Raw genomic sequence first — 14,225 nt, 5'->3', positions numbered from 1 at the left:
AATATTACAATTTTGTGAATTTAATCTATTAATCGTAACGTTAGGATTTAGTTATATTTATATTATTTTAAAATATAATTTACTCTGTAAAAACACTATTTTATCTATTTTATTATTTTCTTAATATAACTTTAATCCTTGCGTACAAAAAGCATTGGCATAGGCCAATGCTTTTATTTACCTTTTATATTGATTCGGTTTATGCGGTTCATTTGGAGTATATGGCTTATTTGGTTTATTTGGAGCCTCAGCCTTTTTCCAACTTACCGCTAACTCAGGGCTCGTTTTCTCTTCACTACGCTCAAGTAATACTACTGCATTTTGAATAGTCGGTGTACCTTTATGCGCAATCCCTTGTAATTTCGTTAAATTTCCTGATACTTTAAAGCTAAATCCACCAGCTGGTGTTTGTTTCGGAATTAAAATGCGGAACTTCTCTCCTACATTAAATTCTGTTTTTGTTTCGCCTTTTTCATTTGCAAACTTCACGCCCGCTGGTGCACCTGTTGCTTGCACTTTATACGTTCCGCTTTTTGCATTTGTTTCTACTGTATATAAACCTGTTTCAAAGAAATCATTTTTTAATACTGCTTCTTGTTCTTCTGTAGGAGTTACACTCATCGTAATTTCTTGTAACTCTTCACTAGCGTTTGCTTTTGCAACGATGTCTTTCGTTACTTTCTCTACATTTTTATTGCGGAAATCTAAATCATTAACATCAATTTGTTTTAACGCATTCCACACTGCCAGTTGCGTTGCGTAATGCGCCTCTCTCCAATCAGATACCCCTAATTCTTGTGGGCTCTTTTGTGGATATCCATTCAACAGTACACGGTACACGTTAATATCTACTTTCCCCATTTCTGGTAAGTCTTGACCGCTCGGAGATTTTAAGTCTACATTTAAGCAAAATGCAATTTTTCCATCTGCCGTTTTAATAAGTTCTGTTCGGATTGGTTTCTTCTTTGACCTACTATAACTCCAATCCATTTCATACTTTGTATGGTCCATAACCTCTGCGAATGCTTTTTGAAGTGGGAATAATACAAATAAGACACTTAAAAACATAGCTAAAAGTTTGAACGATTGCTTTATATTCATATTTACAGCCCCTTAATAACAAACTTAATACTAAGTAGTATTTAATTAGAAAATATTTTTATGCACAAAAAAAGAGTGCATAAAAGCACTCTTTTTTCTTTCTTACTTTAATCTTAGAAATCGAAGTTATCAGGATCTGGACCAACGCGGTGATTTTCGTTTAACGCATCGATTGTTTCCATGTCTTCTTTTGTTAATTCAAAGTTAAATACATCCGCGTTTGCAATAATGCGGTGTTCTTTCGTTGATTTTGGAATTGTGATTATTCCGTTTTGAAGATCCCAACGTAAAATCACTTGTGCTGTTGTTTTACCGTGTTTCTCAGCAATTGCTTGTAATGTTTCGTTATCTAATAATTGACCTTGCATAAGTGGTGACCATGCTTCCATTTGAATACCTTGTTCTTTACAGAAAGCTTGTAATTCTTTTTGTGTTAAACGAGGGTGGTATTCTACTTGGTTAATCATTGGCTTAATTTCTGCATCTTTCATTACATCTTGTAAGTGGTGAATTTGGAAGTTACTTACGCCAATTGCACGTACGCGATCTTCTTTATAAAGTGTTTCTAGCGCTCTCCACGTATCTTTATATTTTCCTTCTACAGGCCAGTGAACAAGATATAGGTCTAAATAATCTAGTTCTAATTTCTTTAAGCTCTCTTCGTATGCAGCAATTGTTTCTTCGTATCCTTGATCTGCGTTCCATACTTTTGAAGTGATAAATAATTCTTCTCTTGAAATACCAGTCGCTTCAATACCGGCACGGATTCCTTCACCTACAGCTTTTTCATTTCCGTAAATTGCAGCTGTATCGATGCTACGGTATCCTGCTTTAATCGCTGATTTTACAGCTTCTACAAGTTCTGGTCCTTCTTCTACTTTAAATACACCTAAACCGAACCAAGGCATTTCTACACCATTATTTAATACTGTTTTACTTTGTAAGTTTTTCATTTTATTTTCTCTCCTTTTATTTTACTTGATCTCTTTTTTCTAATGTCATGCTCCACGCTGTTAAAATCACAGCACCTACTACCATAATTCCGCCTACCCAAGCCGTATGAATTAATCCTAACGAGTTCGTTACAATACCGCCCAAGTAAGCACCAAGAGCAATTCCTGCGTTAAATGCTGCAATGTTAATCGCTGATGCTACATCAACAGCGCTAGGTACAAACCTCTCAGCCAAGATAACGACATACACTTGTAGCCCTGGGACATTCATAAACGCAAATAGTCCCATAAAAATAATTGTAATGAATCCAGCAACTTTAAATGGCGCTGTAAATGTTAAAACAAATAATACAATCGCTTGAATAAAGAACATGTAAAATAACGCTCGAATCGGATTATAATTTGATAATTTTCCGCCGACCATATTCCCAATCGCAATTGCAATTCCGTATACTAACAAAATAATTGTAACGGTACTTGCTTTAAATCCTGTTACTTCTTGTAATAACGGAGATAAATACGTAAATGTTACGAATGTTCCCCCGTATCCTAATGCAGTAATGATAAATACAAGTAATAGTCTTCCGTTCGTAATCAACTTAAATTGATCGTGAAATGATACAGACGTACCCTTTTTTAAGTTAGAAGGAATTAGCATACTGTTGGCGATTAAAGCAACGACTCCAATTGCCACAATAACCATAAACGATGCTCTCCAGCCAAATTGTTGACCGATAAATGTTCCAATTGGTACACCTGTAATAGTCGCAACAGTTAAACCAGTAAACATAAATGCTATTGCACTTGCACGTTTATTCTCAGGTACAAGCGCAGCCGCAATTGTAGATCCAATTGACATAAAAACCCCATGCGCAAACGCAGATACAACCCTCGCGATAAGTAGCACAGTAAAACTTGTTGCTACTGCCGCAATACCATTGCCAATAATGAAAATAATCATAATCCACATTAACAACGTCTTTCGCGACATACTAGCTGTTAATGACGTCAATACTGGAGCACCAAACGCTACTCCTAATGCATATAAAGAAACGATTAAACCAGCTGTTGTAACCGAAACATTTAAATCTTTCGAAATAGATGGTAGTAAACCGACACTAATAAACTCGGTCGTACCAATCCCAAATGCACTAATTGCTAGTGCTAATAAAGCAAACATACTTCTTCGATTCGTCTGAACTTCTGAAGATGGTACTGTATATGAACTCAATTGAATTCCTCCTTATTACAAGAAATCCAATCATAATAGTGTGATAAAAAGGCCCTTTTATCTTCTAAAAAATATATTTTATACTTACAAATGCTATTATGAATGGTTTCATTTCTTTTTTGAAGAACGCACTTTAAAGTACGATAGGCACTAAAAAGTAACATAGTCACTTTTTGGTACCGTACTACTCACTTGCTTCTCACATGTGCTATTATGAAACATATTTAACATGATAAAAAGTACGTACTTTAAAGTGCTATAGGTACTAAAAAGTAACATTTGTATTATTAAGCTTACTTTACTCATAAAAGGAGGGTTTCATATGAAGAAATACAATATTCCTGTAGAGGCGACTTTAGAGGTTATCGGTGGAAAATGGAAGGTTGTTATCCTTTGTCATCTAACGAAAGGCACAAAAAGAACGAGTGAACTAAAACGTTTAATGCCTGGTATTACACAAAAAATGTTAACTCAGCAATTACGCGAATTAGAGGACGACGGGGTCATTCAAAGAAAAGTCTACAACCAAGTCCCGCCAAAAGTAGAATACTCCCTTACTGATTACGGTTGGTCTTTAGAATCAATTCTTGACTCTCTTTGTACTTGGGGCGAATGTCATCTTGAAAAAGAAGGTAATACATCGATGCTAATTGCAGAAGGTGAATAATAGGAAAAAAGGAAAAAACGAACATGAATTTGTTCGTTTTTTCCTTTTTTCCTATATATATATGTACATTTCTAACTAAAACAAAATATTTTATACGCTTTCATACCTTGTCAGCACTAGGTTATACACTCAATATCAAATAATTAGGAATCATTTTTATGTTAACATAGGTGCATATAGTATATAATATAGGATATATATTATATACACTTTCCGGTAGCGGAGCTTTTCCATTATGCGGACAAGCCATGTATCGGACAGTTCATAAACAATAGGTAAGAAAATGTGGTTTTAGATCTATGTCAGCTTGTTTGCTGCCATAGATTTAAAGGCATTTTATTGTGTTTTGTGAAACTTTGCATAAAGTTTCGTAAACATTTACTATCTTACTTATAAAAAATAAGAGTATTGCTATCGTAAAGGAGAATTGGAGATGCCAGAAACTATGACTCAAACAAAGCCAGAACAAGAAACTGTACAAATTTCTGCTAGCCAAGGACAACTTGATGTACTTGATCAGTTGTTAAAACCTGAGGTACAAGAATCATTAACAACACTAGTAGAACAGCTTCCAAAATTAACTGAGCTTGTTAACATTTTAACTAAGTCTTATGACTTCGCTCAAACTGTTGCTACTGATGAAGTATTAAAAAGCGACACTGTTGGTGCAATTACAGAGCTTGTAGAACCTGTAAAAGATACAGTGAAAAGCATGGCTGCAACTGCAATCGAAGCGAAAGATCGTGCTGACGAAAGTACTGAAGTTATCGGCCTATTCGGTCTATTAAAATTACTAAAAGATCCACAAGCACAAAAAATGTTCCGCTTTGTGAACGCATATCTTCAAATTAGTGCAGAACGTAACAATAAATAATTTAACTTATAACAACAATTAGTAAAGACGGGGGATATCATACTATGTCAAAACAAATTGTCATCTTAGGCGCTGGTTATGGCGGTCTTCTTGCCGCTTTAAACGTACGTAAATATTACAGCAAATCAGAAGCACAAGTTACAGTGATTAACCAATACCCAACACACCAAATCATCACTGAACTACACCGCCTTGCAGCTGGTAACGTTGCTGAGCAAGCAATTGCAATGCCACTTACAAAGCTTTTCAAAGGCAAAGATATCGATCTTAAAATCGCAACAGTTGAGTCATTCTCTGTTGATAGCAAAGAAATCAAACTAGCTGGCGGCACTAATTTATCTTACGATGCACTTGTAGTTGCTTTAGGAAGTAAAACTGCTTACTTCGGTATTCCAGGACTAGAAGAAAACAGCATGGTATTAAAATCTGCTGCTGATGCAAACAAAATCTACAAACACGTTGAAGACCGTATTCGTGAATACGCGAAAACGAAAAACGAAGCTGATGCTACAATCGTAATCGGTGGTGGCGGATTAACTGGCGTTGAGCTAGTTGGTGAGCTTGCTGACATTATGCCTAAACTTGCAAAAAGCCACGGCGTAAATCCAAAAGAAGTTAAACTTCTTCTTGTTGAAGCAGGTCCAAAAATCCTTCCAGTATTACCAGACCACTTAATCGAACGTGCAACTACTAGCCTAGAAGCACGCGGTGTTACATTCTTAACAGGTCTTCCTGTAACAAACGTTGCTGGCAATGAGATCGACTTAAAAGACGGTCAAAAACTTGTTGCTAACACATTCGTTTGGACAGGTGGCGTACAAGGTAACCCATTAATCGGTGAATCAGGTCTTGAAGTTAACCGTGGTCGTGCAACAGTTGATGCATACCTGCAATCTACTTCTCACAAAGACGTATTCGTTGCTGGAGACAGCGCTGTTGTCTTCTCTCCAGACGGTCGTCCATACCCACCAACTGCACAAATCGCTTGGCAAATGGGTGAGTTAATTGGATACAACTTATACGCAGCACTAGAAGGCAAAGCATTCGAAGAGTTCGCACCTGTAAACTCTGGAACACTTGCTAGTCTAGGACGTAAAGATGCGGTTGCTACAATTGGAGCAAGCAATACTCCACTTAAAGGCTTACCAGCATCATTAATGAAAGAAGCAAGTAACGTTCGTTACTTATCACATATTAAAGGTCTATTCAGCTTAGCTTACTAATCTGAATATAAGCCCGAATCATGCCCAGCATGGTTCGGGCTATTTTTATCCCGCATTAACGGGCAGTAAAACCTCCACCTTAAAATCCAGTGAATGCAGGGATGAAGTCGGAAGATTAACTGCCCGTAAAAGCCCGATTGGTTCAACTAATAATCAGTGGGGAGGAACAATCCCCCCACTGATTAAAGTTTCACTTTATCCGTAATTTTCTCTAACTTATATATTCGGCAGAAGAATAATATAACCCTTTTAATTATCTAAATTTACTGATTATTTTATGTCCAAATTGTGTATATGAAAGGGGTGGAAGTATTCTTCCTACTCCCACCCCTTTCACACAAACTATTCGCCTAACTTCACAAGGCTGTAGTTCTTCTTCCCTTTACGAATAATAATAAATCTTCCATCAAATGAATTTTCTACAGTAACATCCGTACCCACATCTGTTACTTTCTCACCATTCATAGAAATCGCACCATTATTAATGTCCTCGCGTGCTTGTCGTCTGGATGGTTCAATTCCTAAATCAACTAGCCACTCTACAATATTTTTTGTCTCTTTTGAAGAATGGAATGTTGGCATTTCTTTAAAACCTTGTTCAATTTCATCAGCTGTTAACGATTTAATATCTCCGCTAAATAACGCTGCTGTAATTTTCTCAGCTTGTAATAACGCCTCTTCTCCATGAACGAATTTCGTCATTTCTTCCGCTAGCACTTTTTGCGCTTCACGTTTATGAGGCTCGACTTCTACCTTCGCTGCTAATTCATCAATACGCTCTTTCTTTAAGAACGTAAAGTATTTCAAGTATTTAATTACGTCACGGTCATCTGTATTTACCCAGAACTGGTAAAATTCAAACGGTGTCGTTTTTTCAGGATCAAGCCAAACTGCACCACCTGCTGATTTACCAAACTTCGTACCGTCCGATTTTAATAATAACGGAATCGTTAATCCGAATACTTTAGCCTCATGACCTTCTAACTTACGAATTAAATCTAAACCACTCGTAATATTTCCCCATTGGTCACTACCACCAATTTGAAGTTGAACATCCTCTTTCGTGTATAAATGGTGAAAATCCATCGCTTGCAAAATTTGATATGTGAATTCTGTGAAAGAAATACCTGTATCTAAGCGGCTTGCTACAATATCCTTCGCTAACATGCTATTGATGCTAAAGTTTTTCCCGTAATCACGTAAAAACTCAATAATATTTATTTCATGTGTCCAATCATAGTTATTTACCATCTTCACTTCGCTATTTCCACCAAAATCAAATAGCTTTTTCATTTGTGCTGTTAACGCATCTACATTATGCTGAACCACTTCTAACGTTTGAAGTTGACGCTCTGATTGTCGTCCACTCGGATCACCAATTGTTCCTGTTGCCCCGCCAATTAAAATAACAGGATGATGGCCAGCTAATTGGAATCTCTTCATCATCATAAACGGAATCAAATGTCCGATATGCATACTATCACCAGTTGGATCAACTCCGCAGTATAGTGAAATCTTTTTCTCTTCTACTAGCTTACGTAAGCCTTCTTCGTCAGTCTGCTGATTAACGGCGCCGCGCCATTCTAATTCATCAATAATATTCATCTTTTGTCATCCCCTTTATTTTTTAAAAACAAAAAGCCCCTATGTCTACGATAGACATAGGGACGATTATTCACCGTGTTACCACCCAGTTTGCATAAATAGCATAGCTACTCATACCACTCTTAGCAATAATATCGATTGCTAGTCCGCTTAGCATTACCTAAGATACTCCAGAGTGTAATTCGCAAGTTTGTTTGTGCTAGGTTCCAGCAACCCCTAGCTCTCTCGTTAACAGTGACAAACTGCTACTGGGCTCTTTCAACGTATGTTATTTGTTAAATTATTAGCCATTATATTGAATTGAAAACAAATTGTCAACAATACCCAAATATTATTTTAAAATAATTCATATCTTCATACGTATTTCGTTATTCCTTATCTTCTCCAATAATCCTTACTTCTCGCTCTAACTTCACGCCAAATTTCTCTTCAACTGTCTTTTGTACGAAGTGAATTAAATCGATGTAATCTTGTGCTGTTCCGTTATCAACATTCACCATAAATCCAGCATGTTTTAAAGAAACTTCTACTCCACCAATTCGCTTACCTTGTAGTCCTGAGTCTTGAATCAACTTACCAGCAAAGTTATTTGGTGGGCGCTTAAATACGCTACCACAAGAAGGGTATTCTAGAGGCTGTTTTGACTCACGCTTAAACGTTAAATCATCCATTTTTGCTTTAATTTCTTCACGTACACCTTCTTCAAGTTCAAATCTCGCTTCAAGAATAATGTAATGGTTGTTCGCAAATACACTCTTACGATATCCAAATTCAAATGCTTCTTTCGTCAAAGTACGTAGCTCTCCATCACCTGTCATTACGACAGCTTCTGTTAATACAAACGAAATTTCACCGCCGTATGCACCAGCATTCATATATAATGCTCCGCCAACTGAACCTGGAATACCACAAGCAAACTCAAGACCCGTTAAATTATGATCTAATGCAATGCGTGATACATCAATAATTGCTGCGCCACACTGTGCTACAATCGTCGTTCCTGTTACAGTAACACCTGTAATATGAATTAAACTTACTGTAATCCCGCGAATTCCACCATCTTTAATAATGACATTCGATCCATTTCCTAAAAACGTAACTGGAATATTATATTCGTTCGCATATTTGATAACTTCTTGAATTTCATCATAATTTGTAGGCGCAACGAAAACATCTGCTTTTCCGCCAACTTTAATATGCGTATGATTCTTTAACATTTCATCTTGTTTAACATGTCCTTCAGGCAATACCGTACTTAAATATTTATAAACCTCTTGCATATTCATTTTACGATTCCTCTATTTCTATATTCATTTTATCCCGTTATACGGGCCCATAATATCCCCACGTACATGAAAGAACCTAAAGTGGTGGATACAGTGTACCCAAAATCAATTCGAGACACCTATAAACCTCTTAATTTATAAGAGGTGCCACTCATATTAAAATATATATTGCATAATAAAGCAACCCAAATGGACTACTAAACTTGACATGTCATCAGAAAGACAACAATTTGTAAAATATGTGACTTTTTCAAAACACTATCCCTCAGTATCTTACTATACCATACAAAAAGAAAGTGGTATTTTTTTGTACTTTTTACTTTATTTACATCAATGAAAAAAGAGCACATTCCACAGAATGTGCTCTTTCTATACTCATTAAATTATTTTTCGTTCTCTTCTTTTTCCTTATCAAACCATAATAGCTCATCGTCATCCACTTCACCATTATAATTGATTAAAATTTCTTCTCCCGCTTTTATATCCTTATACGCGAAGAAGTTAAAAGTATGATTCTCGAAGACAATTTCATACGTTGCATTCGGATTATATGCATGATTAAATAACATGCCATATCCTAACAGGAATGCCGTATGATTTACCCCATACTCAAATGCGTAGTCAGCAAGTAACGTTTTTTCAATGTGTTCATGCTGTTCATTCGGATAAGAGATAACTGGTGCTGAGTGAATCAACTCACCCTTTTTAATATCACGAGTTGCAAATACACCTCTATTAAATTCTCCATCACTAAGTTCAGAAGTCTTAACTTCAATCATATTCGTCACCTATATAATTCTTTCTTTGAAGTATTTTATCCCGCTATTTGCGAGGTTCAACTAATAATCAGTAGGTATTAGTCTCACTTTATCTCCTTAAGCTTGGCAGAAAACGCGCAGAAAAGCAATTAAATTACTATCAAGTATTCATTTAAATGAAAAAAGAGCACACATGGTGTGCCCTTTTCAAGAAATATTACTTTTCTAGAATATCTTCTAGTAACTTCACTTGCTCGCTAACAGTATGTAACGTCTTCACCGATATATCATTTCGATGTTTTTCTTCTTCCACACTCGCTAGCACTTCTTCTGTAGCTGTAGAAGTTTGCTGAATTACGTTAGAAGCATGCGTAACATCCTTTACAATATTCGTCGTTTTAACTTGGAAACTTTCTTGATGAATAACAACCTCTCGCATTACTTTATTAATCGCATCAATAAACTTCCCTAAATCAGTTACGTTTGTTAAAACGCTTGCTAACATTTCGTTACACTCTTCTTGTACTCTTTCTGACTTCTCTACCTGCACTTCTACCTTACTTGCTTGATTACTAAACTCCTTCAAAATCCCTTGAATTCTTCCCGCAGAATGATTTGATTCTTCAGCAAGCTGTAACACTTCACTCGCTACAATAGCAAAACCTTTTCCATGCTCACCTGCCCTCGCAGCTTCAATATTTGCATTTAAAGCTAGCAAACTCGTCTGACTTGAAATATTCGTTATTACATCTACAATTTCATTAATTTGTTTCGATTGCATCATTAAATCTCTAAATATAATTCCAGACTGTGAAACAACATCATTTAAACTTCTCATGTTAGCTTCAAAATTTCTTAAAGTATGTACACTACCTTTTGAAATGTCTAAACTTTCATCCACACGAGCCGATGCAGTTCTTACTTGAGAGATGATTTGTTCAATATTTCCCTCCATATCATTCAATACCTCTACCGAACGATACATCATTTCTGATTGTGATTGCGTACCAACTGCTACCTCTTCAAAGGCAAAATTAATTTCACTCATCGATTCCATCGACGTGTTCATATTTTGTCTTAAATGATTGAAATTACTATCTAGTTTCACAACTGTTTCTTCAATAAGTCTTTGCGTCTCTTCTAACTCCTGAGCTTTTCTCATTACTTCTTGCTTCTCATCACTTAAATGAAGGAGCAGATTAGAACCGATTTTCGTGACGCCCCACATAGCAATTGTTACAATCGCTAACAAACTTGCAAAATTAGCAGCTTCAGACGAGGCTGTATAAGCAAAAAATTGCTTCGGCCAATAGCTACAAAGAATAAATGTGATTACAACAGCTACCCCACCAAGAATTAAAATGAGGCGCTCACTTAAGTAAATAAGTGAAACAGCTAATGTAAAATAAACCATTTGAAATACAGCCGGGCTTTCATTAAAAGCTTGTACCATGATGTAAGACATGGTAAGCAACATAAATGTCATGATATATTTATACGCTGATTCCATACTTTTTATAAAAGTAAAAAGCGTTCCAAATGCAACGACAGAAATACCACAAATCCAAAACGCTATTGCTCTCTCTGTAAAAATATATCCATAATACCCAATCGCGATTATCCCAAGGCAGAAACTACAAATCGTTATAAACAGTAATAAATGATTTTTCTGTGATTCTTTCTCAAGGTTAGAAAAACAAGTCCTCTTTAACCACTCCATATGAAGCCCCACCTTCTACTTATACATATCAATTACTTCAGTTTAAATACCGCACTCACTGGGTTATGATCGCTATTTTCAAACTTTAAATCTTTCCCTTGTACATTTACAATCTCTACATTCGGTGAAACGATAAAGCCATCAATAATAGTGACGAAATTTTCACCTTCGACATATTTCTTTACATCATCTCTCACAGTCATAACAGACGGATCTACAGCCCACTTAAAGCCACCGTCCGTAAAATCCTTCGGTAACTCTACTAACCACTCAGGACGCTCTTTCACAAACTTCGGATCACTTAATTGAGCGTTCGAAACTAATTGATTCCAATCTCCGCCCATTATTACGTAATCACCATTTTCATAATGCTTGTTCATATATTCTTTTAAATACTCTACTTGCTGTTTTCTAATTTTCCCGCCTTCATCATAAGCAGACAAATGTAGATTTACGAGTCTAACATGTTTCCCATTATTAACAGGAATTTTATATTCCACAATTGCTCGATCTAAATCAAACAAACGCTTTGGCCAAGGCTCCATTCCAGGCAGCTGGAACCTCTTCGCTTCTTGAACAGTGTATTTAGAAAACGTACTTAATCCAGCCTCCGCATATCCCATTGGATTTGTTATTGGCACTGGAACCCATTTCGTATCGTAGTTCTTGCCAAATGACGAAACATAATCAGGTAATCCTTTTTTCAAAAATTCATGTCCATTTACATCAAATGAACGAAGTGACTTTATATCAACTTCTTGTAATAGCGCAAAATCACTATTCTCATTTTGTAAAAACGAAAGCATATTCTTTAAATTAATTTCCGTTTGCTCTTTACTACTTGAACCAGATCCCTTTCCACCATCCATAAAGAAATCTTGATCCTTATCTAACCCAGCATATCCAATATTAAATGTTGTAACTTTAAATTCATTTCCAGTCGCTAATACGCGCTCCTTATTATTCTCCACCTTCAAGCTTATAACATCAGCAGGCTGTTCTTTAGTAAGTGTCATATACGCTAGAAATCCTCCTACAATGCCCGCTAATACTAAAACACATATAAATACGATTTTTAAAAATTTCTTCAAATAAATGACTCCTTTTCACGCGAATTTATTTTTCTTTATTTTCAGTCAAATAAAATAAAACGACACACATAAGAAACATTTTATCATAATTAAAACTGTATATCACTATATTTAGTTGATAAGTAATCGATCTCATTTTAATTACTAAAAAACCTTCAGACATCAAAAAAAGAAAAGTTACACCCACCTCCTCACTAGAAATTAGACGGTATATTTAGTACACTATATGTAATAATCAGAGGCGATGGAGTTCGCCATAACTGCTGCTTAGCTAATGACTCCTACCAGTATAACTACTGGTAGGAGTCATTTTTTTGAGCAAGCTATTTAAAGAGGTGAAAAAATTGATTTATATTATCGTTGGCATAGCCGGTATATTAGGAGCCCTTTCTCGCTATTATTTAGGTCTTACTATTCATACTTCATGGAATCATTCATTTCCGCTAGCTACATTGCTCATCAACTTACTCGGCTGCTTCCTATTAGCGTGGCTAACTACCTATATCGCTCGGCGAAACATCTTACCATTAGAAATTATCACAGGCATTGGGACTGGATTCATCGGTTCCTTTACGACGTTTTCAACATTTAGTGTAGAAACTGTGCAACTAATCAATCATTCTGAATGGGATACGGCTTTCTTATATGTATCATGCAGCATACTTGGTGGTCTCATTATGTCTGGTCTTGGCTATACACTAGGTGATTTCTTAATTAAGAAACATCTTACGGAAGGTGATCACTTATGATAGAAGCTTTATTAGTGGCAACAGGTGGATTTTTCGGCGCGATTACACGATTTGCAATTAGCAATTGGTTTAAGAAAAGAAATAAAACACAATTTCCAATTGCTACATTCCTTATTAATATAACAGGGGCATTTTTACTTGGATATATAATTGGCAACGGAGTCACTACAGGCTGGCAACTATTATTAGGTACTGGATTTATGGGCGCATTCACTACATTTTCTACGCTTAAATTAGAATCTGTTCAGCTTCTCAATCGTAAAAAACTGTACATCTTCCTTTTATATTTAAGTGCTACTTACATAATTGGTATCGCCTTTGCCTTCCTTGGAATGAAGCTAGGCGGAATATAAAAAAAAGCGACTCTAACCAGTCGCTTTCTTTCATAAGAAGTATGTCCCGCCATATGGAATGGAAAATAAACCAGCTGGATGTACATCGTAATGTACAATTTGCATCGGAAGTTGTGAATACGGCATATACTGACTTTGCATCATTTGTGCAAAATATGCTTGTTGTTGCATTTGAATAGCCTGATTCACAGCATGAATTGTCCCTTGTGCCCCAGCCAGCGTAATAGCTGCTCCTACTTGTCTACCATTATAAAAATAATGATTCATCATGATTCATCTCACTTATTCTTTTTCTTCCATATGGTATGTTTCTATTTCATAGTGAGTGTTTTGTCCCTATTGGTAGCTCCTATCTATTGCCCTTTTTCAGCTTTGAAGTAATAAATCCAAATAGTAATACACCAATACCACTAAGGAACAATACATAACTTATCGGTACTAGGAAAAAGAAAGGTTCTTCAAGGAATCCATCCGCTCCTATTTTACTGTTTGAAGCATGTATAGTTAAAGAAATAATCGCTAAAATCATTAAAGAAATAGCTACTACGTATTTATTTTTCATTTCACATTCTCCTCTACTCATGTAATTCTCCTTAGATCGTTAACATCATATT

General features: G+C 35.9%; 15 protein-coding genes, 1 riboswitch and 1 other annotated feature. Of the genes, 5 read left to right on the top strand and 10 right to left on the bottom strand.

Going from position 1 to position 14,225, the window contains the following annotated elements; genetic code table 11:
* Positions 1-177: 177 nt before the first annotated feature.
* From ASE54_RS28055 to ASE54_RS28045, 3 genes are all read right to left on the bottom strand, one after another.
* Positions 178-1,101: a thioester domain-containing protein gene (locus tag ASE54_RS28055; protein ID WP_001022528.1), complete on the bottom strand. Its 924-nt coding sequence runs from the start codon at positions 1,099-1,101 to the stop codon at positions 178-180.
* Positions 1,102-1,214: 113 nt separating this feature from the next.
* The gene (locus ASE54_RS28050; RefSeq protein ID WP_000793558.1) at positions 1,215-2,054 is read right to left on the bottom strand and encodes an aldo/keto reductase; all 840 of its coding nucleotides are present in this window, start codon (positions 2,052-2,054) and stop codon (positions 1,215-1,217) included.
* 16 nt (positions 2,055-2,070) lie between these two features.
* Positions 2,071-3,234, bottom strand: a complete 1,164-nt coding sequence (locus ASE54_RS28045; RefSeq protein ID WP_003310068.1) for an MFS transporter — start codon at positions 3,232-3,234, stop codon at positions 2,071-2,073.
* A 373-nt stretch (positions 3,235-3,607) separates the two neighbouring features.
* On the opposite strand from ASE54_RS28045, the gene ASE54_RS28040 reads away from it, so the two are divergent.
* From ASE54_RS28040 to ASE54_RS28030, 3 genes are all read left to right on the top strand, one after another.
* Positions 3,608-3,952: a helix-turn-helix domain-containing protein gene (locus ASE54_RS28040; protein ID WP_000760473.1), complete on the top strand. Its 345-nt coding sequence runs from the start codon at positions 3,608-3,610 to the stop codon at positions 3,950-3,952.
* Between the two features lie 433 nt (positions 3,953-4,385).
* The gene (locus tag ASE54_RS28035) at positions 4,386-4,826 is read left to right on the top strand and encodes a DUF1641 domain-containing protein (protein WP_001115310.1); all 441 of its coding nucleotides are present in this window, start codon (positions 4,386-4,388) and stop codon (positions 4,824-4,826) included.
* 44 nt (positions 4,827-4,870) lie between these two features.
* Positions 4,871-6,049 (top strand): NAD(P)/FAD-dependent oxidoreductase, encoded by a 1,179-nt coding sequence (locus ASE54_RS28030; protein WP_000043192.1) that lies wholly within the window; start codon positions 4,871-4,873, stop codon positions 6,047-6,049.
* Between the two features lie 342 nt (positions 6,050-6,391).
* Here ASE54_RS28030 and tyrS read toward each other — a convergent pair whose 3' ends face one another.
* The 5 genes from tyrS to ASE54_RS28005 form a co-directional block, all read right to left on the bottom strand.
* Positions 6,392-7,654, bottom strand: a complete 1,263-nt coding sequence (tyrS, locus tag ASE54_RS28025) for a tyrosine--tRNA ligase (RefSeq protein ID WP_001021089.1) — start codon at positions 7,652-7,654, stop codon at positions 6,392-6,394.
* Between the two features lie 55 nt (positions 7,655-7,709).
* Positions 7,710-7,925 (bottom strand) — a binding site (T-box leader).
* 97 nt (positions 7,926-8,022) lie between these two features.
* A complete protein-coding gene (gene murB, locus ASE54_RS28020) occupies positions 8,023-8,940 on the bottom strand; it encodes a UDP-N-acetylmuramate dehydrogenase (protein ID WP_001057103.1) in 918 nt (305 codons plus the stop codon).
* 383 nt (positions 8,941-9,323) lie between these two features.
* On the bottom strand, positions 9,324-9,719 hold the full coding sequence (locus tag ASE54_RS28015; protein ID WP_000573651.1) for an SET domain-containing protein: 396 nt from the start codon (positions 9,717-9,719) through the stop codon (positions 9,324-9,326).
* Positions 9,720-9,915: 196 nt separating this feature from the next.
* Positions 9,916-11,418, bottom strand: coding sequence for a DUF4077 domain-containing protein (locus ASE54_RS28010; protein ID WP_000455072.1), 1,503 nt, complete (start codon positions 11,416-11,418; stop codon positions 9,916-9,918).
* A gap of 32 nt (positions 11,419-11,450) precedes the next feature.
* The gene (locus ASE54_RS28005; RefSeq protein WP_000714043.1) at positions 11,451-12,509 is read right to left on the bottom strand and encodes an endonuclease/exonuclease/phosphatase family protein; all 1,059 of its coding nucleotides are present in this window, start codon (positions 12,507-12,509) and stop codon (positions 11,451-11,453) included.
* A 231-nt stretch (positions 12,510-12,740) separates the two neighbouring features.
* A riboswitch (Fluoride riboswitch) is annotated at positions 12,741-12,800 on the top strand.
* Positions 12,801-12,853: 53 nt separating this feature from the next.
* On the opposite strand from ASE54_RS28005, the gene crcB (ASE54_RS28000) reads away from it, so the two are divergent.
* Complete coding sequence (gene crcB / locus ASE54_RS28000) at positions 12,854-13,258, top strand: fluoride efflux transporter CrcB (RefSeq protein WP_000639338.1); 405 nt, start codon at positions 12,854-12,856, stop codon at positions 13,256-13,258.
* Positions 13,255-13,611: a fluoride efflux transporter CrcB gene (gene crcB, locus ASE54_RS27995; protein WP_000568584.1), complete on the top strand. Its 357-nt coding sequence runs from the start codon at positions 13,255-13,257 to the stop codon at positions 13,609-13,611. The genes crcB (ASE54_RS28000) and crcB (ASE54_RS27995) overlap by 4 nt, the downstream gene beginning before the upstream one ends.
* A 30-nt stretch (positions 13,612-13,641) precedes the next feature.
* Here crcB (ASE54_RS27995) and ASE54_RS27990 read toward each other — a convergent pair whose 3' ends face one another.
* Together ASE54_RS27990 and ASE54_RS27985 are read right to left on the bottom strand one after the other, a co-directional pair.
* A complete protein-coding gene (locus tag ASE54_RS27990) occupies positions 13,642-13,881 on the bottom strand; it encodes a DUF3947 family protein (RefSeq protein WP_000980956.1) in 240 nt (79 codons plus the stop codon).
* Positions 13,882-13,960: 79 nt separating this feature from the next.
* Positions 13,961-14,194, bottom strand: a complete 234-nt coding sequence (locus ASE54_RS27985) for a DUF3955 domain-containing protein (RefSeq protein ID WP_000086300.1) — start codon at positions 14,192-14,194, stop codon at positions 13,961-13,963.
* Positions 14,195-14,225: the final 31 nt, after the last annotated feature.

Origin of the sequence: Bacillus sp. Root131 (assembly GCF_001429475.1) — a bacterium.
In the GTDB taxonomy this organism is placed as follows: domain Bacteria; phylum Bacillota; class Bacilli; order Bacillales; family Bacillaceae_G; genus Bacillus_A; species Bacillus_A thuringiensis_S.
This window is presented reverse-complemented; position numbering and strand designations above follow the sequence as displayed.